The 25160-nt window shown below is 68.6% G+C and carries 19 protein-coding genes and 1 pseudogene; 7 read left to right on the top strand and 13 right to left on the bottom strand.

Translation table 11 applies throughout. The features are described from left to right. Positions 1 to 85: 85 nt before the first annotated feature. From AADR41_RS00605 to ngcE, 7 genes are all read right to left on the bottom strand, one after another. Complete coding sequence (locus AADR41_RS00605; protein WP_342279353.1) at positions 86 to 1414, bottom strand: sugar ABC transporter permease; 1329 nt, start codon at positions 1412 to 1414, stop codon at positions 86 to 88. Then, positions 1411 to 2205, bottom strand: a complete 795-nt coding sequence (locus AADR41_RS00600; RefSeq protein ID WP_342279375.1) for an ATP-binding cassette domain-containing protein — start codon at positions 2203 to 2205, stop codon at positions 1411 to 1413. The genes AADR41_RS00605 and AADR41_RS00600 overlap by 4 nt, the downstream gene beginning before the upstream one ends. Before the next feature lie 345 nt (positions 2206 to 2550). Then, entirely contained in the window at positions 2551 to 3648 is a 1098-nt protein-coding gene (locus AADR41_RS00595; RefSeq protein ID WP_342279352.1) for a substrate-binding domain-containing protein, read from the bottom strand. A gap of 122 nt (positions 3649 to 3770) precedes the next feature. Then, positions 3771 to 4970 carry an ROK family transcriptional regulator gene (locus tag AADR41_RS00590; RefSeq protein WP_342279351.1) on the bottom strand — a complete coding sequence of 400 codons (1200 nt, stop codon included), beginning with the start codon at positions 4968 to 4970 and terminating at the stop codon, positions 3771 to 3773. A 195-nt stretch (positions 4971 to 5165) separates the two neighbouring features. Continuing rightward, a complete protein-coding gene (locus AADR41_RS00585; RefSeq protein WP_446750965.1) occupies positions 5166 to 6083 on the bottom strand; it encodes a carbohydrate ABC transporter permease in 918 nt (305 codons plus the stop codon). Positions 6084 to 6174: 91 nt separating this feature from the next. Further along, positions 6175 to 7098: a carbohydrate ABC transporter permease gene (locus tag AADR41_RS00580; protein ID WP_342279350.1), complete on the bottom strand. Its 924-nt coding sequence runs from the start codon at positions 7096 to 7098 to the stop codon at positions 6175 to 6177. 50 nt (positions 7099 to 7148) lie between these two features. Next, positions 7149 to 8597, bottom strand: coding sequence for an N-acetylglucosamine/diacetylchitobiose ABC transporter substrate-binding protein (gene ngcE / locus AADR41_RS00575; protein WP_342279349.1), 1449 nt, complete (start codon positions 8595 to 8597; stop codon positions 7149 to 7151). A 500-nt stretch (positions 8598 to 9097) separates the two neighbouring features. On the opposite strand from ngcE, the gene AADR41_RS00570 reads away from it, so the two are divergent. Then, positions 9098 to 12943, top strand: a complete 3846-nt coding sequence (locus AADR41_RS00570) for a GH92 family glycosyl hydrolase (RefSeq protein WP_342279348.1) — start codon at positions 9098 to 9100, stop codon at positions 12941 to 12943. A 106-nt stretch (positions 12944 to 13049) separates the two neighbouring features. Here the strand turns inward: AADR41_RS00570 and AADR41_RS00565 are convergent, their stop codons facing one another. Continuing rightward, complete coding sequence (locus AADR41_RS00565) at positions 13050 to 13694, bottom strand: histidine phosphatase family protein (protein WP_342279347.1); 645 nt, start codon at positions 13692 to 13694, stop codon at positions 13050 to 13052. Positions 13695 to 13899: 205 nt separating this feature from the next. Here AADR41_RS00565 and AADR41_RS00560 point away from each other — a divergent pair, with 205 nt between their 5' ends. From AADR41_RS00560 to AADR41_RS00550, 3 genes and pseudogenes are all read left to right on the top strand, one after another. After that, a complete protein-coding gene (locus AADR41_RS00560) occupies positions 13900 to 14166 on the top strand; it encodes a helix-turn-helix domain-containing protein (protein WP_342279346.1) in 267 nt (88 codons plus the stop codon). 4 nt (positions 14167 to 14170) lie between these two features. After that, positions 14171 to 14332, top strand: coding sequence for a Scr1 family TA system antitoxin-like transcriptional regulator (locus AADR41_RS00555; protein ID WP_342279345.1), 162 nt, complete (start codon positions 14171 to 14173; stop codon positions 14330 to 14332). A gap of 124 nt (positions 14333 to 14456) precedes the next feature. Continuing rightward, positions 14457 to 14558: pseudogene (locus tag AADR41_RS00550) on the top strand (DUF397 domain-containing protein); the annotation flags it as partial. A gap of 81 nt (positions 14559 to 14639) precedes the next feature. On the opposite strand, the gene acnA reads toward AADR41_RS00550, so the two are convergent. The 5 genes from acnA to AADR41_RS00525 form a co-directional block, all read right to left on the bottom strand. Then, positions 14640 to 17354, bottom strand: coding sequence for an aconitate hydratase AcnA (gene acnA / locus AADR41_RS00545; protein WP_342279344.1), 2715 nt, complete (start codon positions 17352 to 17354; stop codon positions 14640 to 14642). A gap of 238 nt (positions 17355 to 17592) precedes the next feature. Further along, a complete protein-coding gene (locus tag AADR41_RS00540) occupies positions 17593 to 18483 on the bottom strand; it encodes an aminoglycoside phosphotransferase family protein (RefSeq protein WP_342279343.1) in 891 nt (296 codons plus the stop codon). Positions 18484 to 18643: 160 nt separating this feature from the next. Beyond that, entirely contained in the window at positions 18644 to 19525 is an 882-nt protein-coding gene (locus AADR41_RS00535) for an AraC family transcriptional regulator (RefSeq protein WP_342279342.1), read from the bottom strand. Positions 19526 to 19573: 48 nt separating this feature from the next. Further along, a complete protein-coding gene (locus AADR41_RS00530; protein WP_342279341.1) occupies positions 19574 to 20386 on the bottom strand; it encodes a phytanoyl-CoA dioxygenase family protein in 813 nt (270 codons plus the stop codon). 183 nt (positions 20387 to 20569) lie between these two features. Then, positions 20570 to 21496 carry a hypothetical protein gene (locus AADR41_RS00525; protein ID WP_342279340.1) on the bottom strand — a complete coding sequence of 309 codons (927 nt, stop codon included), beginning with the start codon at positions 21494 to 21496 and terminating at the stop codon, positions 20570 to 20572. Positions 21497 to 21601: 105 nt separating this feature from the next. Here AADR41_RS00525 and AADR41_RS00520 point away from each other — a divergent pair, with 105 nt between their 5' ends. The 3 genes from AADR41_RS00520 (at position 21602) to AADR41_RS00510 (ending at position 24671) form a co-directional block, all read left to right on the top strand. Next, entirely contained in the window at positions 21602 to 22120 is a 519-nt protein-coding gene (locus AADR41_RS00520; protein ID WP_342279339.1) for a hypothetical protein, read from the top strand. A gap of 26 nt (positions 22121 to 22146) precedes the next feature. Then, positions 22147 to 22851 carry an RraA family protein gene (locus AADR41_RS00515; RefSeq protein ID WP_342279338.1) on the top strand — a complete coding sequence of 235 codons (705 nt, stop codon included), beginning with the start codon at positions 22147 to 22149 and terminating at the stop codon, positions 22849 to 22851. Positions 22852 to 23141: 290 nt separating this feature from the next. After that, positions 23142 to 24671: a helix-turn-helix domain-containing protein gene (locus tag AADR41_RS00510; RefSeq protein WP_342279337.1), complete on the top strand. Its 1530-nt coding sequence runs from the start codon at positions 23142 to 23144 to the stop codon at positions 24669 to 24671. Positions 24672 to 25160: the final 489 nt, after the last annotated feature.

Below are 25160 nucleotides of genomic sequence, written 5' to 3'. Positions count from 1 at the left end.
CCCGGCACCGCGTCGGGGGCGCCGGGCACTGGACCGTGCAGGTGTGATATTGCAGTGTGATGTACGGGGTTTCGCGCGGGGCTTGCTACGCGCGGCCCGCGGTCTTCTGCGTGCGGCGGGAGACCGAGTCGATGACCACGGCGGCCAGCAGCACCGCGCCGGTGATCATGTACTGGATGGCGTTGGCCATCCCGATCATGTTCAGGCCCTGCTGGATCGACTGGATCACGATCATGCCGAGCAGCGCCGACCAGACCTTGCCCCGGCCGCCGAAGAGGCTGGTGCCGCCGATGACGGCGGCCGCGATGACCAGCATCAGGGTGTTGCCGCCGCCGACGCTCTTGGTGGCACCGCCGGAGAGGCTGGCGATGAACAGGCCGCCGAAGGCGCCCAGCATTCCGGAGAGCGCGAAGACGATGATCCGGATCCGGTCGACGTCGATACCGGCGCGGCGTGCCGCCTCCGGGTTGCCACCGACCGCGAAGACCTGGCGGCCGAAGGTGGTCCGGCGGGCCACGAAGTCCGCGACGATGAGCACGGCGAGGAAGATCACCAGGGCCAGCGGCAGGCCGCGGGCGCCGGAGGGCTCGTTCAGGACGTACGCGACGGCGAAGCAGAGGACCGCGACGATGCCCGTGCGGAGCAGGACCTCGGTGGTGGGGCGGGCGGGCAGGCCCGCGGCCCCGCGGCGCCGGCTGTCCATCAGGAGCGAGGCGGCGTAGGCGAGGACGGCGACCAGGGCGACACCGTAGGCGACGGCCTTGTCCTCGAAGAAGTAGTTGGTGAGGTTCTCGACGATGCTGCCGGACGGGGTGTTGATGGAGCCCTCACCGCCCATCATCCACTCCTGCAGCCCGCTCCAGCCGAGGAAACCGGCCAGGGTGACGACGAAGGCCGGCACACCGATCTTGGCGAAGAAGAAGCCGTGCAGCGCGCCGAGCACCATGCCGGAGAGCACCGCGACGAGCACCGCCGACCAGTCGTTCCAGCCGTGGTTGACGCTGAGCACGGCCCAGACGGCCGCACCGACACCCGCGACCGAGCCGACGGACAGGTCGATCTCACCGAGCAGCAGCACGAAGACGATGCCGACCGCCATGATGCCGAGGCCGGAGCTGTAGACGGCGACGTTGGCGATGGAGCTGGCGGAGAGGAAGTTGCTGTTCTGGAACTGGAAGACGACCGCGATGACGATCAGGCCGACCAGGACCGGCAGCGAGCCGAGCTCGCCGCCGCGCACCTTGCGGGTGAACTCGGACCAGTAGCCCTTGAAGCCCTCCTCGCGGACGAGCAGGCGCGGGTCGACCGCGGGGGCGGGGGCCGCCGACGGCTCGGCCTGCGGTGCCGCCGCGGCGGACTCCTCGGCGGCGGGCTTCTCGGTGGGGGTTTTGGGGGTCTTGGCGAGGTCGCTCACTTCGCGTCCTCCTTCGTGGCTGTGCGTGCCTGGCGGCGCGTGACGGCATTGTCGGTGGCACCGGTGATCGCGGAGATGATCTCCTCGTGGGACGTGGTCGCCACGTCGAAGACCCCGTTGTTGCGGCCCAGCCGCAGCACCGCCACCCGGTCGGCGACGGCGCGCACGTCGGCCATGTTGTGACTGATGAGGATGACGCCGTGGCCGCGCTCGCGCAGCCGCTCGACGAGGTCGAGGACCTGGGCGGTCTGCTCGACGCCGAGTGCGGCGGTCGGCTCGTCGAGGATGACGACCTTGGGGTCACCGATCAGGGCGCGGGCGATGGCCACGACCTGGCGCTGACCGCCGGAGAGCGAGGCGACCGGGATGCGGACGCTGGGTATCCGGATGGACAGCGTGTCGAGCAGTTCCTTGGCGCGCTTCTCCATCCCGATCTCGTCGAGGACGGAGGCCTTGCGCAGTTCGCTGCCGAGGAAGAGGTTGGCGACCACATCGAGGTTGTCGCAGAGCGCCAAGTCCTGGTAGACGGTGGCGACTCCGAGCTCCTGGGCGTCGTTCGGCCGGTTGATGCGGACCGGTGCGCCCTCCCACTCGATGGCGCCTTCGTCGATCGGGTGGACACCCGAAATGGTCTTGACGAGGGTCGACTTGCCGGCGCCGTTGTCGCCGACCAGGGCGACCACTTCGCCGGAGCGAATCTCCAGGTCCACATCGGTGAGCGCCTGGACGGCGCCGAACCGCTTGGAGATTCCGCGCAACGCCAGCACGGGCGTAGCGGACACGTGAATCATCTCCTTCGCCGCCTGACCGGCGGGGATGGTGCTGCTGAGCACAGGGGCAGTGCCGGTCGCCGGACCACCGGGGTGGCCGGGAGGTCTCCGGGGGGCTGTCCTGGTGAGCGCCGTCGCCGGGGGACGAGGGCGCACCGAGAACCGGAGCCGGTGGGAAGTCCGGGGCCGGTGATCGGTCCGGAACCGGCATGGGGTCGGGACCACCGGGCGCCCCGGGGCCTGTGAGCGGCCCGGGACGGCAGGAGGTCCGCGATCGGGGAGAAGTCCGGCGCCCGCCCCTGCTTGCGGGGCATTGGACGGGGCGGGTGCCGGACCGGACCGGGGGTGACGCTTGCCGGCGGCGGCTTACTTGATGCCGGCGGCGTCACAGGCCGCCTTGTACTGGGCGGTGCAGATCTCCTCGACCTTGTAGACCTTGTCGGCCACGATCGTGGAGGCGATGTTCTCCTTGGTCACGACCGAGGCGTCGTACAGCTTCGACGGGGTGCCCTTGAACTCGCCCGAGAGGCTGTCGACCTTGACCGGGGCCAGGTCGTCGATCTTCTTCCCCTTGAGCAGCCGGACGGCGATCTCGGCGGTGGTCTCGGCCTCCGGCTTGATCTGCTTGTAGATCGAGAAGGCCTGCTCTCCCGCGAGGATGCGCTGCAGACCGGCGAGCTCGGAGTCCTGACCGCCGACCGGGATCTTCACGCCCTGCTTCTTCAGGGCCGTGATGATGCCGCCGGCCATGCCGTCGTTGGCGGAGTAGACGCCCTGGAAGCCGTTCTTGCCCAGGGAGTCGATGGCCGCTCCCATCTTCTTGTTGGCCTCGTCCGCCGACCAGTCCGGGATGTCCTGCTCATAGACGACCTTCTTGACCTGCTTGTCGAGGACGCTGTGCGCGCCCTTCTTGAAGAAGGGGGCGTTCGGGTCGGTCGGCGAGCCGTTGATCATGACAACGTTGCTGTCCTTGGCCTTGGCGCCCATCGCCTTGACCAGCGCCTCGCCCTGGAGCTGGCCGATCTTCTCGTTGTCGTACGAGACATAGGCGGAGATCGGGCCCTCGGCGAGACGGTCGTACGCGACGACCTTGACGTCCTTCTTCGCGGCCTGCTGGACCCAGGACTTCGCGGCCTTGTAGTCGACGGTGTCCAGGATGATGACCTTCACACCCTGCGTGACGAGCGCGTCGAACTGCTTCTTCTGGGTCTCGCTGTCCTGCGCGGCGTTGTTGTACTTGACCTTGCAGTCGGAGCACAGCGCCTCGATCTTCGCCTCCATGATGGGGCGGTCGAACGTCTCGTAACGCGTGGTCTTGTTCTCCGGCAGGAGCAGGCCGATCGTCTTGCCGTCGCCGCCGCTGCCGGAGTCCTTGTCGTCACCGGCCTTGCCACACGCCGCGAGGGAGACGGCCATGGAGAGTGCGGCCGTGCCTATGACGATGCGTCGCGTCGTTGCGTTCATTACGGGTTGCCTCCCTGACGAGGCCGCAACGTTGCGGCCGAGGTGGCTGGCAGTCAACTCGGCTGCAACGTCAGCGTCAAGGAGTAAATCCTTAACGAGATGACAACGGTGCCATTCGTTATCTAAGTGAAGGCAGGAGTGGCTTTCGGCAGGGTGCTCTCCAAAAGGGTTGAATCACCCATCTCGCTGAGCACCAGGGCCAGTGCGCCCAGCACTTCGGCCCGACCGCCCAGTGCGCCGGGCAGCACCGAGAGCTGCCGGGCGGCGCTCGGAATGGCGTAGCGGGAGACCGAGTCGCGGATCGGCCCGAGCACCAACTCGCCCGCCTCGGCGAGCGATCCGCCGAGCACCACCCGGCTGGGGTTGAGCAGATTGCAGAGGTTGGCCACTCCGCTGCCGATGTGCCGCCCGACGTCGCCGATCACCCGGCGGCAGCCCGGATCGCCCTCGCGGGCCAGCTGGACCACGCGTTCCATGGTGAGGTCGGGGCCGTGGCTGGGCTGGAGCAGCGGCAGGACGTACCGGGCGGCCGTGAAGGTCTCCAGGCAGCCGCGGTTGCCGCAGCGGCAGACCGGGCCCGACTCGTCGAGCGTGATGTGCCCGATCTCGCCGGCCGTGCCGCCCGGACCCCGGTAGATGCGCCCGTCGATCACCAGACCGGCGCCGACCCCGCTGGCCACCTTGATGTACGCGAGGTCCTTGACGCCCCGGCCGCTCCCCCACACCAGCTCGCCGAGCGCCCCGAGGTTGGCGTCGTTGTCGACGTACACCGGCACGCCGAGCCGGCCCGCCAGCTCCTTGCTGGGGTTGATCCCCGTCCAGCCCGGCAGGATCGACGTGGAGCCCAGCGTGCCGGACTCCACGTCGATCGGGCCGGGTACACCGAGGCCCACCCCGATCACCTTGTCCGCGCTGATCCCGGTGGTCTCGATCAGCCTCCTGACCAGCTGCTCCGCCCGCCCGAACCCCTGCGCGGACGAGGCGTCGACGTCCAGCGGCTCGGCCTCCTCGGCCAGCACCTGGTGGGCCAGGTTGCCGACCGCCACCCGCAGGTGCGTATGGCCGAAGTCGACGCCGATCACGATGCCCGCGTCACCGCTGAGCGAGACGCTGCGGGCCCGGCGGCCGCCCGCCGAGGTGGGGGTCACCTCGACCGTGCCCCCGTCCTTCAGTTCACGAACGATGTTGGAGACGGTGGCCGCTGACAGGCCGGTGCTCCGTGCGATCTCCGCCTGGGTGAGCGAACCGGCCATGCGTACCGCACGCACGACCCGCTCAAGGTTGGCGCGATGCAGAGATGTCTGCGACCCCGGAGTCTCCATCGACTCTCTCACTCCTACCGTTTTCTCTAACATGTGAACTCTAAGCTGAGCGTTTTGCGGCACCCCCCGTCAAGACCTTGAGCAAGCGAAGCCTCCGATGAGCACCGCGGGACGGCCCCGCGGACGCGCGAACCGCCCGCCGGCGCGTGGCCGACGGGCGGTTCGTGGGTACGGGGGCGGGGTGGTGCCGGGCGGCTACTTCACCGCGCCCGCGGTGAGGCCGGCGACGACCTGGCGCTGGAAGATGATGTAGGCCGCGAGGACCGGCAGCATCGCCATCACCAGACCGGCGAAGAGCCCGGACCAGTCGCCCTTGTACCCCTGGCTGGTGGCCAGTTCGACCAGCCCCTGGGAGAGCACCCGGTATTTCGGTTCGGTGTTGAGCACCGTCGGCAGCATGTACTGGTTCCACTGACCGAGGAAGTTGAAGATACCGACGCTGATCAGGCCGGGCTTCGCCATCGGCAGCATCACCTGGAAGAACGTCCGGGTGTGCGAGGCACCGTCGAGCATCGCCGCCTCCGCCACCGAGCTCGGCAGGGTACGGAAGAACGAGGTGAGGAAGAAGACGGTGAACGGCAGCGAGTACGCGATGTAGACCATGATCAGTCCGTGCCGCGTGTTCAGCAGGGCCATGTTGTTCATGACGAAGAACAGCGGGACCAGCGCCAGGATGATCGGGAAGCTCATCCCGCCGATGAACAGGAAGTAGATGAAGCGGTTGCCGGGGAAGTCGAACCGCGCCAGTACATACGCCGCCATCGAGCCGAGCAGCAGGGTGCCGACGAGCGAACAGCCCACCACCACGATGGTGTTGAAGAAGTAGTCGCTCATGTGCGCCTGGCTCCAGGCACGCGACCAGTTCTCGAAGTGCAGCTTGTCGGGCAGCGCCCACGGCGTCGACAGGATCGAGTCGTCCGTCTTGAACGACGCCATCACCGCCCAGAGCAGCGGCAGGACGACCAGGATCGCCCAGATGATCAGCACACCGTGCGAGAAGACGTTGAGGACCTGGCCCTCACTGCTCTTCTCCTTGGCGGCGGGTGCGGGCGCCTTGGCCACCGGAGCCGGGTCCGCGGCCGGGGCCGCGGGGGGAGTGTCAGTCGTCTTCACGTGTACTCACCTCGTACTGTCGAGCCGGACACGGAGGCCGACCTGTGGTGCCTGCTGGGGGTCCGGGAACCGTCTCCCGGGAATCGCAGCATCAGAACTCCAGCCGATCACGCCGGCCCAGTCGCATCACGATGGCGGCGAAGGCCATGGTGACGATGAGCAGTCCGACACCGATCGTCGTCGCGTAGCCGGCCTGCCCGTCGCGGAAGGCCGTCTGGTACACGTACAGCGGCAGGACGGTGGTCGAGTAGTCGGGGCCACCGGGGCCCACGGTCATGACCTGCACGGCGGTGAACGCCTCGACGCCGAGGGCCAGAATTCCCATGTAGACCCAGCCCGACTGCACCGTGTCCCAGAGCAGCGGAAGGGTGATCTTGAAGAACGTGGTGAAGCGGTTGGCGCCGTCGAGCAGCGCCGCCTCGTAGAAGTCCTTCGGGATGGAAGCCATTCCGGCCGAGAACAGAACGACGAAGAATCCGACCGTCGACCAGATCAGCACCGACATGACGCAGACCAGCGCGAGAGACGGGTCGCCCAGCCAGTCCGGCTGGATGGAACCCAGTCCGATCGCCTTCAGTGTCGAATTCAGCATCCCGCTCGTGGGGTTGAATGCGAACTGGAAGAGCAGGGCCACGATGACGATCGAGAGCACCTGCGGGAAGAAATAGGCGATCTTGTAGAAACTTGAGCCGCGCACGCCGGAGACCGCGGCGTTCTTGCGCCGCCGGCCCCCGACATTGAGCATGAAGGCGAAGAAGAGCGCCAGACCCAGCGTCACCAGCGGCAGCAGCAGCACGAGCAACACGCTGTGCTGCAACGACTTCCAGAAGATGTCGTCCTTCAGCATCCTCGTGTAGTTGTCGAACCCGACCATCTTGAAGTCCGGGCTCAGGCCGGTCCAGTCCGTGAACGAGTAGTAGATGGACTGGATGAACGGCCAGATGACGAAGACCGCGTACAACGCGAGTGGGACTACCAGGAATCCCACGATGAAACGGTACTTGCCGTGCTGCATCGTTTACCGACCCCGATCTTTCTGCGGGTGCCGCCGCTGGTGACGGTTGCTCACTGGTGCTTGTAGTGCTTGATGGACTGGTCCTTGGCCGCCGCGTCCGCGAAGGCCTGGATCTTCTTGATGGCTTCCGCCGGGGTCGCGCGGCCGGCCATCATCTCGCCGATACCGGCGACACCGATCTGCTCCTTCTGGAGCTTCACGTACCAGTCCTGCAGACGCGGGTTCACCACGTTGTCGCCGGCCTTCTTCAGCGAGTCGACGCCGGACTGCATGGCGGTCGACAGGGTCAGACCGTCGGTGCCGCCGTTGAACGCGCTGAGCGACTTGACCTGCTTGGTGAAGTTCTTCGAGGACTCCTCGGAGAGCATGATGCGCAGCTGCTCCATGCCGCCCTGCGGGTTCTTCGCGTTGGCCGGGACGATGAAGGGCTCGCCGCCGGAGGCCCAGATGGTGCCGAACGGCATCTTGTCGGACGAGTCCAGGCTGGACGGCGCCGCGACCATCATCTTGAAGTCCTTGGGCGTGGTGGGCGCGGCCTCGTTCTCCACCCACGAACCGTTCGGGAGGAAGAGCGCCTTGCCCTTGGTCCACTCGGTCTGCGACTGGATGTGGGTCAGACCGGGGGTGCCCTTGAGGATGTACCCCTTCTTGTACAGCTCGTAGTACGCCTCGAAGGCCGCCTTGACCGCGGGGTCCTTCCAGGCGTTCGGCTCCAGGTTGTCGATCTTGTCGAGAACCTCCCGGCCACCGATCTTGCCGATGAACGGGTAGAGCGAGAACGGCAGGTAGTACGGGTACTTACCGGCGTACGTCCAGCCCGCGATGCCCTGCTTCTTCGCCTTCGCGCAGAGCGCGAGCATGGCGTCCCAGTCCTCCGGGTACTCCGCGTCGAGCTTCTCCAGCGCGGTCTGCGAGTACCAGACGCCGTACACGGTGTACGCGTAGTACATGATCCAGACCGGGTCGCCGTCGAACTGACCCATCTCCAGGACACCGGGGCGCAGCGTGTCGCGGACCTTCTTGCTCGGGTCGTCGATGGACGGGGCGTCCATCAGCGGCGTCAGGTCGAGCAGCTGCTTCTTGCCGACCAGGACACCCATGTCCATCTGCTCGGCGCCGGAGTTGTCGATCAGGTCCGGCGGGGTGCCGCCGTTGAAGCGGGGCTGCAGCTGCGACTGGATCTTCTGGGTCGCGACGTGCTTGACCTTCGGGGCCTTCGGGAACGCCGCGCTGTACTTCTTCTCCGCGTCGATCGCGTACTGCTGGCCGAAGCCGCCGTCGAAGATGACCACCTCGAGCGGGGCCGTCTCGTTCACGCCGAGCGGGTTGGCCTTGGTGACCTTGCCCTTGTCGACCTTCTTGTCGCTGCTGCTGTCGCCGCTGGCGCACGCCGACAGGAAGCCCATCGCCGGAACGCTGATCAGGCCGAGTGCGGCCGATCGCTTGATCACATCGCGACGGCCAAGGCCCTCATTCTTGTGGGCGGAGGTGGATCCCATGCTCAAGTCCTCGCCTTCTCCAGGACTCAGGCGGTGTGTACCGGTCGCCCGTAGAAATTCGCCTCAGGCGAAGGGCCCCGCCACCGCGGTCAGTTGCGCTTGGGTGGTGCTGATTTCAGGCTAGCCATGTGCAGTGGGGGGATTGGGGAGACCGGGCATCGGACGCACCCGTCGTGCTGTCCTCGGCCCTTCCCCCGGGTCCCCCTTGTCCGCGTCGCCGGAAAAGCTGTGCGGACGCCGACAGGTATAGTCCACTTCCGGTCGACTGAGCAAGATCGAATGCGAGTTTGAGCAGCAGTCTTTCCCGAGTTGAGACCTCGCGGATACATGGCCCCCGCACGCTCTTGGCCCGGGTGTAACGATTTCCGCATTCCGGTCGATTCGGCTTGCGCTTCCCACCCAACACCCTTGACACATCGCGGCACTTGGCTCCCTACTGGACCTTGCGCATCTCTCTGACAACGTTGTCCGGATGCACTCCTCGGGAGGAATGGCTCGGCATGCAGCCCCGACATGGTTCTCGCACGAGACAAAGCCGTACGGCCGCGCTGATCGCGGCTTCACTCGTTCTGGTCGTGACCGCCCCCTCCGTCGCCGCCGCGCAGTCGGCCGGCACACACGAAAAGGGCCGGCCACCTTCGGGAGACCGGACATTCAGCTCGTCGTTCGAAGCGGACGAAAAGCAGCCGGACTGGCGCAACACCGTAGAAGAGGGTCCGGACGGAAAGAAGCGGTCATCGGGTGTCGATGGCGGCTTCTCCACAGGAATACCGGGCAATGTGACCGACAAGGTGACAGATGTCCGCGCCAGTGGCGAGAACACCGGCGGCGGAGAGGTCAAGGAAAACCTGATCGACGGGGAATCCGGCACCAAGTGGCTGGCCTTCGAACCCACCGGCTGGGTCGAATTCGACCTGGACGAACCGGTCAAGGTCGTGACATACGCTCTGACTTCGGCCAATGACCACGCCGAACGCGACCCGAAGGACTGGACCCTCCAGGGCTCCGCCGACGGCAAGGACTGGCAGGACCTCGACTCCCGGACCGGCCAGACGTTCACCGAGCGGTTCCAGACGAAGTCGTACGATTTCACCTCTGACACCGCATACCAGCACTTCCGTCTTCAGATCGCGAAGAACAACGGCGCCTCGGACGCCACCCAGCTCGCCGACGTCCAGTTCTCCGACGGCGACACCTCCACCCCGGCCCCGGACGAGATGCGCAGCCAGGTCGACCGCGGCCCCTCCGGCTCCCCCACCGCCAAGGCAGGCGCGGGCTTCACCGGAAAGCGGGCCCTGCGGTACGCCGGTACGCACAAGGCGGACGGCCGGGCGTACTCGTACAACAAGGTCTTCGACGTGAACACGGCTGTCACCCGTGACACCTCACTGTCGTACCTGGTCTATCCCCAGATGGGCGAGACCGACCTCTCCTACCCGGCGACCCATGTCTCGGTGGACCTGGCGTTCACGGACGGCACGTATCTGAGCGATCTGCGGGCCACCGACAGCAACGGCGGGCTGCTCACCCCGCAGGGCCAGGCCGACGCCAAGCGGCTGTACGTCAACCAGTGGAACAAGGTCGAGTCGACGATCGGCACGGTCGCGGCGGGCAGGACCGTCGACCGGATCCTGGTGGCGTACGACTCCCCCAAGGGCACGGCGAAGTTCCAGGGCTGGATCGACGACATCGAGATCGCCCCGAAGCCCGCCGAGAAGCGCCGGGCGCATCTGTCCGACTACGCGTCGACGGTCCGCGGCACCAACTCCAGCGGCGCCTTCTCCCGGGGCAACAACTTCCCCGCCACCGCGGTCCCCAACGGCTTCAACTTCTGGACGCCGGTCACCAACGCCGGCTCGACGAGCTGGCTGTACGACTACGCGCGGGGCAACAACGACGACAACCTGCCCACCCTCCAGGCGTTCAGCGCCAGCCACGAACCGAGCCCCTGGATGGGCGACCGGCAGACCTTCCAGCTGATGCCCTCGGCGGCCGGCGGCACCCCGGACGCCTCCCGCAAGGCGCGCGCGCTGCCGTTCCACCACGAGAACGAGACCGCCAGGCCGCACTACTACGGTGTGACATTCGACAACGGTCTCAAGGCCGAGATGACGCCGTCGGACCATGCGGCCCGGATGCGGTTCACCTACCCCGGTGACGACGCGAGCATCGTCTTCGACAACGTCTCCAACGACGGCGGACTCACCCTCGACCCGGCCACCAGCTCCTTCACCGGTTTCTCCGACGTGAAGAGCGGCGGCTCGACCGGCGCCACCCGGCTCTTCGTGTACGGCGTCTTCGACGCGCCGGTCACCGCGAGCGGCAAGCTGTCCGGCGGCGGGGGCGACGATGTCACCGGCTACCTCCGCTTCGACGCGGGCAAGGACCGCACGGTCGGGCTGCGCCTGGCGACCTCGCTCATCGGCGTCGACCAGGCCAAGCAGAACCTCGCCGCCGAGATCCCCGCCTCGCGCTCCTTCGGCCGGGTCGAGGACCAGGCGCAGCGGGCCTGGGACGACATCCTGGGCAAGGTGGAGGTCGAGGGTGCCACGGCCGATCAGCTGACCACCCTCTACTCCAGCCTGTACCGGCTGTACCTGTACCCGAACTCGGGCTTCGAGAAGGTCGGCGGCAAGGACAAGTACGCGAGCCCCTTCTCCCCGCAGGTCGGCTCCGACACCCCGACGCACACCGGGGCGAAGATCGTCGACGGCAAGGTGTACGTCAACAACGGCTTCTGGGACACCTACCGCACCACGTGGCCCGCGTACTCCCTGCTCACCCCGGGCAGGGCCGGCGAGATGGTGGACGGCTTCGTCCAGCAGTACAAGGACGGGGGCTGGATCTCCCGCTGGTCCTCCCCCGGCTACTCCGACCTGATGACCGGCACCTCCTCGGACGTCGCGTTCGCGGACGCCTACGTCAAGGGCGTGAGGTTCGACGCAAAGGCGGCGTACGACGCGGCGCTGAAGAACGCCACGGTGGTCCCGCCGTCCTCCGGCGTCGGCCGCAAGGGCATGGTGACGTCACCGTTCACCGGTTACGCGAACACCGACACCCATGAGGGCCTGTCCTGGTCGCTGGAGGGCTACCTCAACGACTACGGCATCGCGCGGATGGGCGAGGCTCTCTACAGGAAGACGAAGAAGCAGCGCTACAAGGAGGAGTCCGAGTACTTCCTCGACCGCGCCCGCAACTACGTCCGGCTCTTCGACGACAAGGCCGGTTTCTTCCAGGGCAGGGACGCCGGGGGCGGCTGGCGGCTCCCCTCGGACCGGTACGACCCCCGGGTCTGGGGCTACGACTACACGGAGACCAACGGCTGGGGCTACGCCTTCACCGCCCCGCAGGACAGCCGGGGCCTGGCGAACCTGTACGGCGGCCGCGCCGGCCTGGCCGAGAAGCTCGACACGTACTTCTCGACTCCCGAGACGGCGGGCCCCGAGTTCGTCGGCTCGTACGGCGGTGTCATCCACGAGATGACCGAGGCGCGGGACGTGCGGATGGGCCAGTACGGCCACAGCAACCAGGTCGCGCACCACGTCACCTACATGTACGACGCGGCCTCGCAGCCGTGGAAGACGCAGGAGAAGGTCCGCGAGGTCCTGGGCCGGCTCTACACGGGCAGCGACATCGGGCAGGGCTACCACGGCGACGAGGACAACGGCGAGCAGTCGGCCTGGTTCCTCTTCTCCTCGCTCGGCTTCTACCCGCTGGTCATGGGCAGCGGCGAGTACGCGATCGGCTCCCCGCTCTTCAGGAAGACCACCGTCCACCTGGAGAACGGCCGCGACCTGGTCGTCAGGGCACCGAAAAACAGCGCGCGGAACATCTATGTGCAGGGTCTGCGGGTCAACGGCAAGAAGTGGACCTCCACCGCACTGCCGCACGACCTGCTGGCCAAGGGCGGTGTGCTGGACTTCGACATGGGCCCGAAGCCGTCGTCGTGGGGCACCGGCAAGGACGCGGCGCCGGCCTCGATCACCACGGACGACAAGGTGGCGTCGCCGCGGACGGACGTGCTGAAGGGCGACGGCGCCCTGTTCGACGACACGTCGGCCACCTCGGCGAAGGTCGCCTCGGTGGACCTGCCGGTCTCCTCCGCCACGGACGCGGTCCGGTACACACTGACGTCGGACAAGGCGGCCGCGGCCCCGTCCGGCTGGGTCCTCCAGGGCTCGTCGGACGGCACGACGTGGAAGGACCTCGACAAGCGCTCGGCCGAGTCGTTCGCCTGGGACAGGCAGACACGGGTGTTCTCGGTGCGCGAGCCGGGCTCGTACGCGCACTACCGCCTGGTGTTCGCCGGTGAAGGCACGCTCGCGGAGCTGGAGTTGTTCTCCTGATCCGACGCCCCTTCACCGCGGCCGGCGGCCGGTACCCCGAGGCGGGTTACCGGCCGCCGGTGCGTGCGGGCCGGCGCGGTTCCCGCTCGGTCCCGCTCAGTCCTGGTCAGTCCCGCTCCGGACTCTCCGGCACTGCCCGGGGGAACAGGCTCTCCGGCAGTGTCACGTTCCACGCCGTGATGACCGGATTCCCGTGCTCGGTGCCGAGCCGGGAGACGGCGCCCGTGGCGAGCTGGAACAGCGTCCCCTCGGCCGGGGTCAGACCGAGATAGCGAGCGGTGAGCACACGCAGGAAGTGGGAGTGGGCGACGAGCGCGATGTCCTCGTCCGTGTCCCGGCTCGCCGCCTCGGCGGCTTCGGCCAGCACCCGGTCGGCGCGCGCCCCGATCTCCGCGGGGGTCTCGCCGGGGTGCGCCTCGGGGCCGGGAGCGACGCCGTCGGTCCAGAGGTTCCAGTCGGGACGGGTACGGCGGATCTCGTCGGTGGTCACCCCTTCGTAGCCGCCGTAGTCCCATTCGCGCAGTTCGGGTGTGATGCGGGGCGCGGCGAGCCCGGCGAGCTCGGCGGTGCGCCGGGCGCGTACGGCGGGAGAGACGAGGGTGAGCGCGACCCGCCGGTCGGCGAGCAGCGGCGCCAGGGCCCGGGCCTGCCGTTCCCCGAAGGCGGTCAGGGGCAGATCGGTGTAGCTCGTGTGCTGCCCGGACCGCGACCACTCCGTCTCGCCGTGCCGGATCAGGATCAGCTCGCCCATGATGATTCCGCTCTTTCCGTGCCGATGCCGATGCCGTCGGCGCTGTCACTGTCGCTGTGTGAACCTGCGGCCCCACGATCGCATTCCACCGGGCCGGCGGCGGGGTGCGGCTCGCCCTCGTGCGCCCGGACGGCACGGACACCTACGAGTGGCACATTCCGGCTTTCCGGGTGCGGTACGCCGACGCGCCACTGCATTGCGGCACATGCCGCAGCCCAAGGACCTCGACCCGTACGCCGATGCCCGTTCGTTCTGCGGATCCGAACCACGCCGCCTGCGAGAGGCCGCCAAGATGTCCCGGACCGGGCTGGGCGACCGGGTGTTCTGCTCGGGCACGTACATCGGGCTCTTCGAGATGGCGGAACGGAGTCCGCAGCAGGACATGTCCCGCGCCTTCGACGAACTGCTGGGCAGTGGCAAGCACCTTCAGCGACTGTGCCGGCTTGCCCGGAAGTCGAAGGTGGCGGGGTAACACCATGTCCTCGCTGATGCAGTTCGCCGATGCGCCGCCCGTCGTGTACACCGAGAGCGCCTACACGGGTCAACTCATCGAAGAGGCAGCCCTGGTGGAGCAGTATCGATCGGCATACGATCCGGCCAGGGCCGTCGCGCTTCGCCGGAGGCGTCCCTGGCACTGATCGCCTCGGCGGCGAAGGACTACGACTGATGAACAGCACACCCGATCTCAGCCGTGCCGCCTGACGGACCTCGTCGTACAGCAACGGAGACGGCGGAAGCTGCGTCGAGTTCGCCGACAACGTTCCCGGCGTCGTCCCGGTACGCGACACCAAGCTGAGCAACAGCCCTGTCCTGGTCCTGCGCACCGCATGTCGGACGGCCTTCGTGCAGAGCATCAAGCAGTAGCCATCGGTGCGGAGAACACACGAAGGGCCGCACCCCGGAATCCCGGAGTGCGGCCCTTCGGCTCTGCTGCCCGCCTCGCGACTACTTGCGGATCAGGCTGCGGAGCACGTACTGCATGATGCCGCCGTTGCGGTAGTAGTCCGCCTCACCGGGGGTGTCGATGCGGATGACCGCGTCGAACTCCACACCGGTGTCGGTGGTCACCTTGACGGTGCGCGGCGTGGTGCCGTTGTTGAGCTCCTCGACGCCGGTGAAGGAGAAGGTCTCCTCGCCGGTCAGGCCGAGGGCCTCGGCGGTCGCGCCCTCCGGGAACTGGAGCGGGAGGACGCCCATGCCGATGAGGTTCGAGCGGTGGATGCGCTCGTAGGACTCGGCGATGACGGCCTTGACACCGAGGAGCGCGGTGCCCTTGGCGGCCCAGTCGCGGGACGAGCCGGAGCCGTACTCCTTGCCCGCCAGGATGACCAGCGGGGTGCCGGCGGCCTGGTAGTTCTGCGAGGCGTCGTAGATGAACGACACGGGGGCGTCGGCCTGGGTGAAGTCGCGGGTGAAGCCACCCTCGGTGCCCGGGGCGATCTGGTTGCGCAGGCGGATGTTCGCGAAGGTGCCGCGAATCATGACCTCGTGGTTGCCGCGGCGCGAGCCGTACGAGTTGAAGTCGCGGCGCTCGACGCCGTGCTCCGTCAGGTACTTGCCGGCCGGGGTGTCGGCCTTGATCGCACCGGCCGGGGAGATGTGGTCGGTGGTGACCGAGTCGCCCAGCTTGGCGAGCACGCGGGCGCCGGTGATGTCGGCGACCGGGGTCGTCTCCATCGTCATGCCCTCGAAGTACGGGGGCTTGCGCACGTAGGTGGACTGCGCGTCCCACTCGAAGGTGTTGCCGGTGGGGATCGACAGCGCCTGCCACTGGGCGTCGCCCGCGAAGACGTCCTGGTAGGACTTGTTGAACATGTCCTCGCCGATGGAGTTGGCGACGACGTCGTTCACCTCGGCCTCGGAGGGCCAGATGTCCGCGAGGTAGACCGGCTTGCCGTCCTGGTCGATGCCCAGGGCGTCCTTGGTGATGTCCACCTTCATCGAACCGGCGATGGCGTACGCGACGACCAGCGGCGGGGACGCCAGGTAGTTCATCTTGACGTCGGGGTTGATCCGGCCCTCGAAGTTACGGTTGCCGGAGAGCACCGAGGTCACGGCCAGGTCGTGCTCGTTGACCGCCTTGGAGACCTCCTCCGGCAGCGGGCCGGAGTTGCCGATGCAGGTGGTGCAGCCGTAGCCGACGAGGTTGAAGCCGACCTTGTCGAGGTACGGGGTCAGGCCCGCCTTGTCGAAGTAGTCGGTGACGACCTTCGAGCCCGGGGCGAGGGTGGTCTTGACCCACGGCTTGCGGGTCAGGCCCTTCTCGACCGCCTTCTTCGCCACGAGCGCCGCGGCGACCATGACGTACGGGTTCGAGGTGTTGGTGCAGGAGGTGATCGCGGCGACGGTGACGGCGCCGTGGTCGATCTCGTACGTCGTGCCGTCGGGGGCGGTCACGGTGACCGGGTTCGACGGGACGCCGTTGTGCGCGGCCGGGGAGTCGGAGGCCGGGAAGGACTCCTTGCCCGCCTCCTCGTCGTCCGCGACGTAGTTGCGCACGTCCAGGGCGAACTGGGCCTTGGCGTTCGCGAGGACGATGCGGTCCTGCGGGCGCTTCGGGCCGGCGATCGACGGGACGACCGTCGACAGGTCCAGCTCCAGCTTCTCGGAGAAGTCCGGCTCGGCGGCCGGGTCGAGCCAGAGGCCCTGCTCCTTGGCGTACGCCTCGACGAGCGCGACCTGCTGCTCGTCGCGGCCGGTCAGACGCAGGTACTTCAGCGTCTCGTCGTCGATCGGGAAGATCGCGGCGGTGGAGCCGAACTCCGGCGACATGTTGCCGATGGTGGCGCGGTTGGCGAGCGAGGTGGCGGCGACGCCCTCACCGTAGAACTCGACGAACTTGCCGACGACACCGTGCTTGCGGAGCATCTCGGTGATGGTCAGCACCAGGTCGGTGGCGGTGGTGCCGGCCGGGAGCTCGCCGGTCAGCTTGAAGCCGACGACGCGCGGGATGAGCATGGAGACCGGCTGGCCGAGCATCGCGGCCTCGGCCTCGATGCCGCCGACGCCCCAGCCCAGCACGCCGAGGCCGTTGACCATGGTGGTGTGCGAGTCGGTGCCGACGAGGGTGTCGGGGTACGCCTGGCCACCCCGGACCATGACCGTACGGGCCAGGTGCTCGATGTTGACCTGGTGGACGATGCCGGTGCCCGGGGGGACGACCTTGAACTCGTCGAAGGCGGTCTGGCCCCAGCGCAGGAACTGGTAGCGCTCCTTGTTGCGGCCGTACTCCAGCTCGACGTTCTGGCCGAAGGCGTCCTTCGTACCGAACTTGTCGGCGATGACGGAGTGGTCGATGACCAGCTCGGCCGGGGCGAGCGGGTTGATCTTGGCCGGGTCGCCGCCCAGCTCCTTGACGGCCTCACGCATGGTGGCGAGGTCCACGACACACGGCACACCGGTGAAGTCCTGCATGATCACGCGAGCCGGCGTGAACTGGATCTCCTGGCTGGGCTGAGCCTGGGAATCCCAGCCGCCGAGGGCCCGGATGTGGTCGGCGGTGATGTTCGCGCCGTCCTCGGTGCGGAGCAGGTTCTCCAGCAGCACCTTCAGGCTGTAGGGGAGGCGCGCGGAGCCCTCGACCTTGTCCAGCTTGAAGATCTCGTACGACTCGTCGCCCACGCGCAGCGTGCTGCGGGCGTCGAAGCTGTTCGCCGACACGACAGTCTCCTTCATCAATGTGCGCGTACTCCGCGCCGCGCCTCATTACGGCGGGCGCCGCGTGGTGCCGCCTACGGCTCCTCGACCATCCGCTAAGGTAAGGCTTAGTTAGGTAACCCTTACCGACTGACGGACCGCGGTGCGCCTTCGGCATATATCTCGATGTCGAGATAACTCTAGTACATCACCGTCGCACGGTCATGCGGGGGCGCCGGTGTCCGCTGTCATGCAAGCGGCATCACTTCGTCGGCTCCAGAATGCGGTCGAGTGTCCGGCGCCCCATTCCACTCATCGCCGGATTGCTCTCGGCGTAGTACCAGACGAGACCCATCGCCTGTTCGAAGGCCCATGCCCTGCCGCGCTCCCACTCCAGATCGTCGCAGGCCAGTGCCCGCCGGAGCACTTCCCGTGGGCCCGGCTGCAACAGGTGCCAGGCGCCGACCAGATCCAGCGCGGGGTCGGCCGGGCCGAAGCCGCCGGTGTCGAGTACGCCGCTGAGCCGGTCCCCCGTGACCAGTACGTTGCCGGGAATCAGGTCACCGTGGCTCATCACGTCGGCAGCCGTGCGCGGCAGCTCCCTCAGGCGGCTCCACACCTTGCGCAGCCGGGGTACGTCGAGCAGCCCCTCGCTCTCCTCGAAGCATTTCGCCATCCAGTCGTCGTGGTGGGCGAGAACGCCGCCGCGGTTCTCGCCACTGAAACGCCGCCCCCGCGTCCCGGCGTCCCGCAGGGCTGCGATGAAGGCCGCGAGGTCCTCGGCGAAAGCGTCCGACCCACTCGGGTCGGCATCGAAGGCGACCGTTCCCGGCAGCCATGTCTGGACCGACCACGGCATGGGGTAACCCGCTCCGGGCCTTCCCAGGGCGACGGGTTCCGGAACGGGGAACCGAGACACCCGCGCCAGCTCCGCGCTCGCCCGGGCTTCCCGTTCCAGAACCGCCAGCGCCTGTGCGGGATCGGCCGGACGCAGCGGGAAACGCGCGGAGAGGGTGTCCCCGATGCGGAAGATGGCGTTGACCGTCCCGGTCGACGACAGGAGTCGGACCGCCCTGCCGCTCCACTGGGGGAACTGTTCCTCGATCAGGGTCGCAACGGTTTCGGTGGTCACGTCCACCTGGTCGTCGTGCATGGTCAATCTCTCAGGCCCTTCCACTGGTCCGGTTCGAAACGACGGAAGCGGTCCGGATCGGCGGAAGCAGTCCGGGACGGCCGCCTCACCACACCCGTCCGGCCCCAGTTCAGCACGTGATCGCGGGCCACGGCCCGCCGGACGGCACACCGGTGCCGTCTCACGACGAAGGCCGGGCGTCCGGCTCGGGCTCCACCGGGAGCCACAGTTCGGCGTCGGCCCCGGTCTTCTCCGGCGACAGGCGGATACGCAGGATCTCGGGGCCGGTGCGGGTGCGGTACGGGTTCGACGGGAACCACTCGGTGAACACGTCCCGCCACAGCTCCTGGACGGCCTGCGGCGCGGGCCCGGAGGTGGTGAAGACCGCCCAGGTGCCGGCCGGGACGGACAGCGCGGTGGTGCCTTCGGGAGCGGCCGCGGAGGTGACCACGCCGTGGTGGTAGTCGAGATCGGTACCCTCGGCCCGGCTGGGGTCCAGGTCGTCGCAGACCGCGACGATGCCGTGCGGCTCCTGGTCCGACAGTTTCGCCACGCGCTCCAGGGCCCGCGGATCGATCCCGCGGACGAAGTCCATGATCGCCCGGTTCGGCCCCGCATGCACCAGCGGCACCCGGGCCTTGAAGCCGACGACGGTGAAGGCCGCCTTGTCCACGAGGCGGTATCGCATACTGCTGCTCCCCTCGACGGTGAGGCGGAAGGCCATCCGCGACTGGGAGCTGAGCGCGGCACCGGTACGCCGGGCCTCGCCCGGTCCGATGCCGTGCATGGCACGGAACGCCCGCGCGAACGCCTCGCCGGATCCGTAGCCGTAACGCACCGCGATCTCCAGCAACGTGTCGCGCCCCGCGAGCACTTCGGCACCGGCGAGGGTGAGCCGACGGCGCCGGACGTACTCCGCCAGCGGCATGCCCGCGAGCGCGGAGAACATCCGGCGCAGGTGGTACTCCGAGGTGGCCGCGATGCGTGCCAGCTCCCCCACCTCGACAGTCCCGTCGAGATGGCGCTCGATGTGCTCCATGGCCTGGTTCAGCCGCTCCAGCACGCCCGGTCCCCCTCCTCTGGCGGCCACGGCGCCCGGCAGCGTCCATGGCTACCCGGCGCTGCCGCCGGTGCCGTCCCCGTCCGGACCGGGCGTGTCACGTCCCAGGCCCCGACGGATCGCGATCTCCACGGGAGAGTACGCGCCGTCGGCCCGTTCCGGTTCGTACGGTGCGGCCGGCATCAGCGGCGGCTGGGCCATGAAGCGCGGCCGCGTCCCGTGGTGCGGTTGCGCCGCGTGCACCAGGAACGGGTGGCACAGGAAGACGTCGCCCGGGGACCCGGTGGCGAGGGCGAGCGGCCGGTGGTCGGACGCCGCGACCAGACCGGGGGCAAGGGCCAGCCCGCTCGCCCCGTCCTCCCCGTACTTCTCCAGCACCTTCGGCACATCGAGGTGCGAGCCGACCCGGATCCGGGTGGGGGCGTCCTGATCACCGACCTCGCTGAACAGGAACAGCATCAGCAGCGCCCGCCCCCGGGAGCGCAGATTCGTGAAGTACCAGCTCTCGCCCTCCGGCAGATAGCTCCCCTCGATGTGCCAGCCCGCGTCGTCCGGTTCCTCCTTGTGCGGGAAGCGCAGCGGGAACGTGCCCAGCGAATAGCGCGGCTCCCAGCGTCCGGCGCCGACGAGAAGGTCGTAGGCGTGGTGCAGGAACGGGGAGTTGGGTGCGGCGGCGAACGGTCCCTGCGCCATGCCGGGCACCCAGTGCACGGGCTGCGTCCACGTCGCCGGGTCCTGCGGGTCGCAGCCCGTCTCCCGCCACAGCAGACGCGCGCAGTCCGCGGCCACACGTGGCGCGACGGCGCCCTCCAGCTTCACGAAGCCGTCACGGAGAAAGCGGGATATCAAGGTCGTGTCGTCCATGCGCCCATCGTGCGGCGGCACCGGCCCCGGCCACCCGACATTGTCCGCACCGCTTCTGTCGGGTGTTCACCGAGCCCTTCCGCTCCTGCGACCCGGCAACGCCCGGTGCTCCGCAGGGGCCGGCACGGCCGCGGGAAGCCGGTCGGCGTCGCCTCGGGGCCGGCGGCACCCGGTGGGCGGCACTCAGGGTCCGTGGTCGATCTTCTTCTCCCGCATCAGCTCCCCCAGCTCCGTGTCCGACAACGGGTGCAGCGTGTCCAGGAGATGGCGCAGCCCGGATTCGCCGACGCTCTGACTGGCGACCGAGACCTCCGCCTTCCCGTGCCGGCGGACGAGGGTGACGTCGCGGGTGCCGTCGGGAAAGCGGCGGACCACGACCATCTCCCCGTGCGTGTCCACCGCGCAGGTGACGGACTTGTCCACGGGCTCGGGGCACGGGGGTACCGGCATGTCCGAGGAGCGCACGACGAGGCCCGCGTACCCCGTCTCGTAACCCTCCCGCACGGGGCGGTAGTCGACGACGAAGGTGGCGGGGCCCAGCTCCGCACGGGACACGTGCATGCCCGGCGGCGCGTCGCCCAGGTACAGCAGCTCGGGCTTCTCCCGGTACCGCGCGACCTCCGCCTCGTGCCGACGTTGCTGCGACTGCGCCGGGCCGACGAAACCCCCGTAGACCACACCGGCCGCCAGCACCACCAGCGCCCCCGACCGCACCCACCGGCCCGGCACGAAGAACGCCGCGGCCACGGTGTACGGCACCCCCGTCAGCGCGATCCGGGTACCGGCGCTCCCCAGGTCGACGTCCCCGCCGTAGGCGGCCAGGCCCGACAGGACGCCGAGTGTGCCGAGCACGAAGACCAGTACCGCCCAGCCCAACCGCCCCGGCACGGAACCGCACAGCGGCACCACGTCCTTCACCGGCAGACCCGCCACGGCCAGCAGGCCCACCATCAGCGGCGCGCCCAGTGCCAGGACCGGCACCGTCGCACCGGCACCGCCGCCCCAGGCCGCCGCCACCAGACCGAAGCCGAGCATCGGCACCGCGGTCGCCGTGATCGCCCAGACCAGAAAGAGATGCAGGGCCGTGAGCGCCCCTCTGCCACTCGTCATACCGCGGAGCCTGTCAACCGGCTTCCGGGCACACATGAGTACCCGTACTCAGCGGACGGCCCCTCCGGGCGGGCCGATGTCAGATGCCGGATCTATGGTTCCGTCATGGCAGTTCCCGAGATCATCCCCATAGCCCACGAGCCCGGATACCGGACCGACACCGTCGGGCGGTACGCGGACGGACAGTTCCTGGCCTCGGTCACCTACGCCTTTCCGCAGGGGTACACGATCGGCGACGGCTGGGAGGAACACAAGCGCCTCTACACCGTTCTGCACCGCTTCGACCACGAGGGCCGGCACCTCGATTCGGACATCGGGTACGCGGGCACGTATGCCGAGCAGCAGCAACACCCCGCGGGCGACGGCTCCGTCATGGCGCGGGCGGAGGCGCGGTTGGCGGCGCTCCTCGACGGTCTTCCCGAGCGCGAGTACGGAGACATCGCGATCCGGCCCTTCCGGCTGACGGTCGACGGCGTGCTCTTCGGGCTGGTCGTCGAGCACCACGACGGGGAGAGCGCGGACGGGGAGGACGGCGAGGACGGCGAGGGTGAGGACGACTGGGCCGAGCTCCACCCCGACCAGCTCGGCTTCTACGCTCCCTGGGACGGCCAGTACGACACCTGACGCGTGGGCCCGGACGACGGAGGAACATGAACGACATCAGTGAGTCCGAGGAGTTCGAGAAGCCCGGAAAGTCCGGTGGCCCCGGGGGGTCCGGTGAGACCGAGGAGTCCGGGGAGACCGAGGGGTTCGGGGGCATCTCCCCGACCACCCTGGCCGATCTCCTGGGGCGCGGGCAGGTCATGGACATCGGCGTCCGCCCGCTGTGGCCCTCGGTCCCCCGGGTCGCCGGACCGGCGTTCACCGTGCGGTGCCCTCCGGGCGACAACCTCATGCTCCACGCCGCCGTCCACCGCGCGGAGCCCGGCGCCGTCATCGTCGTCGAGTCGGGCGACGTGGACCACGCGCTGGCCGGCGGGAACGTCTGCGCGGTCGCCCAACGCCGGGGAATCGCCGCGTTCGTGACCGACGGCGTGATCCGTGACCTCGCCGAGGTGCGCGAGATGGGGTTCCCCGTCTTCGCCAGGGGCGTGATCCCCATCCCCGGCACCAAGAAGGCGGTCGGGCCGCTCAACGGCCCCGTGCGCTGCGGCGGTGTGGACGTGGACGCCGGTGACATCGTGGTGGCGGACGAGGAAGGCGTCGTGGTCGTTCCGCGGGCCCGGCACGAACAGGTACTCCTCGACGCGCGGGCGAAGGCGGCCAAGGAGGCGGGCGAATCCCTGGACGCCTGGGAGGCCGCGCATCGCGCCCGTATCGACGGCCTCCTGCGCGACAACGGCTTCGAGGACTGACCTCCGCAGGACGGCCGCCGGTCTCCGGAGCCCCCGGAACCGGCGGCCGGGCTCCGCCCTCCCGAACCCCGGGCACCGGCTTCCGCATGCCCGGATCGCCCGTCCCCCGTACGGACGTACACCGCGGGCGGTCGCGGCGATCCGGGCGGACCATGGAACGCACGGTGCGCGGCGGGACGGCGCATCTCATACGCTCCCGACCTGCAACTGCCGCGCCGACACGCCCGGGCGTCACCCGAACGCCACACCCCGGCGCAGGTCGCATCTCATATCTGAGATAACCTTTCACCATGTCAGACGATTACCTCGTACGCATCGGCAAGCTCATCCGTGACGCCCGTCAGCATCGGGGCTGGACACAGAGTCAGCTCGCCGAGGCGCTCGCCACCAGCCAGAGCGCCGTGAACCGCATCGAGCGCGGCAATCAAAACATCAGCCTTGAGATGATCGCGCGCATCGGTGAGGCACTCGACAGCGAGATCGTGTCGCTCGGCTACGCCGGGCCCATGCACCTGCGGGTGGTCGGCGGTCGCCGGCTCTCGGGCTCCATCGACGTCAAGACGAGCAAGAACGCGTGCGTGGCACTCCTCTGCGCCTCGCTGCTCAACAAGGGCCGTACGGTGCTGCGCCGGGTGGCCCGGATCGAGGAGGTCTACCGCCTCCTGGAGGTGCTGAACTCCATCGGTGTGCGGACCCGGTGGATCAACGAGGGAACCGATCTGGAGATCGTCCCGCCCGCCCGGCTCGACATGGACGCCATCGACGCGGACGCCGCCCGCCGGACCCGCTCCATCATCATGTTCCTCGGCCCGCTGCTGCACCGCATGGACCGGTTCAAACTCCCGTACGCCGGCGGCTGCGACCTCGGAACGCGGACCATCGAGCCGCACATGATCGCGCTGCGCCGCTTCGGCCTGGAGATCGCCGCGACCGAGGGGATCTACCACGCCCAGGTCGACCACTCGGTGACCCCCGCCCGCCCGATAGTGCTGACCGAGCGCGGTGACACCGTGACCGAGAACGCGCTGCTGGCCGCCGCCCGGCACGACGGCACGACCGTCATCCGCAACGCCTCCTCCAACTACATGGTCCAGGACCTCTGCTTCTTCCTGGAGGCGCTCGGTATACGCGTGGACGGCATCGGCACGACCACACTGACCGTGCACGGCGTCCCGCACATAGACGTGGACGTCGACTACTCCCCGTCCGAGGACCCGGTCGAGGCGATGAGCCTCCTCGCCGCCGCCGTGGTGACGGAGTCCGAACTGACGATCCGCCGGGTGCCGATCGAGTTCCTGGAGATCGAACTCGCGGTGCTGGAGGAGATGGGCGTCGACTGCGACCGCACGACGGAGTACGTCGCCGACAACGGCCGTACCCGCCTGGTCGACCTCACGGTCCGGCCCTCCAAGCTGGAGGCGCCGATCGACAAGATCCACCCCATGCCGTTCCCGGGCCTCAACATCGACAACGTGCCCTTCTTCGCGGCGATCGCCGCCTCGGCCCAGGGCCAGACCCTCATCCACGACTGGGTCTACGACAACCGGGCCATCTACCTCACCGACCTGAACCGCCTCGGCGGCCGGCTGCAACTCCTGGACCCGCACCGGGTACTGGTCGAGGGCCCGACCCGCTGGCGCGCCGCCGAAATGATGTGCCCGCCGGCCCTGCGGCCCGCCGTGGTGGTACTGCTCGCCATGATGGCGGCCGAGGGCACGTCGGTCCTGCGCAACGTGTATGTCATCAACCGCGGTTACGAGGAGCTGGCGGAGCGGCTCAACTCGGTGGGCGCGCAGATCGAGATCTTCCGCGACATTTGAAAGCCTGCAGAAGAAACACCGTCACACCCCTCCTGACCTGCACAAATACGAGGTGAGGTGGGGCGTGACGCAGTCTCTGGGACTTCTCTGGGACTTCTCTGGGACTTTGAACCAGGAGCGAGAGCTTCCGAGCACCGCGCTCTTCACATGTTGAGTCATCGGAAAGGTGTCGGCCTGAGCGCATCACGGAAAAGACCAGTTCAGATGCCATTTCTCAGCTCGCCGTCCTGCGCGTGGGTACCTGGAGCGTCAAACGAGCGTCACGGCCTCCCACGCATTCCAGGTCACCGCGTGCGCGCCGCCCCTGGCGATGTGCGACACGAGGGGCAGTTTTCGTCGAGGCTGGGGAGGGTCAGCCTGCAGCCGCCGCGGTCGGCGCGCTGAACGTGCGCGAGGGTGTGGGTACCGTCCACACCCAGAGGGGGTGCCTCGGTGTGGCAGCCGGTGGTGCACCACCGGGGCCGTGGACGACCGGGGTGCGCTCCGGCT

The organism is Streptomyces sp. CLV115, from assembly GCF_038448545.1.
GTDB lineage: Bacteria > Actinomycetota > Actinomycetes > Streptomycetales > Streptomycetaceae > Streptomyces > Streptomyces sanglieri.
The sequence above is the reverse complement of the archived record's forward strand: the minus strand, read 5'-3'. Positions and strand labels throughout refer to the sequence as shown.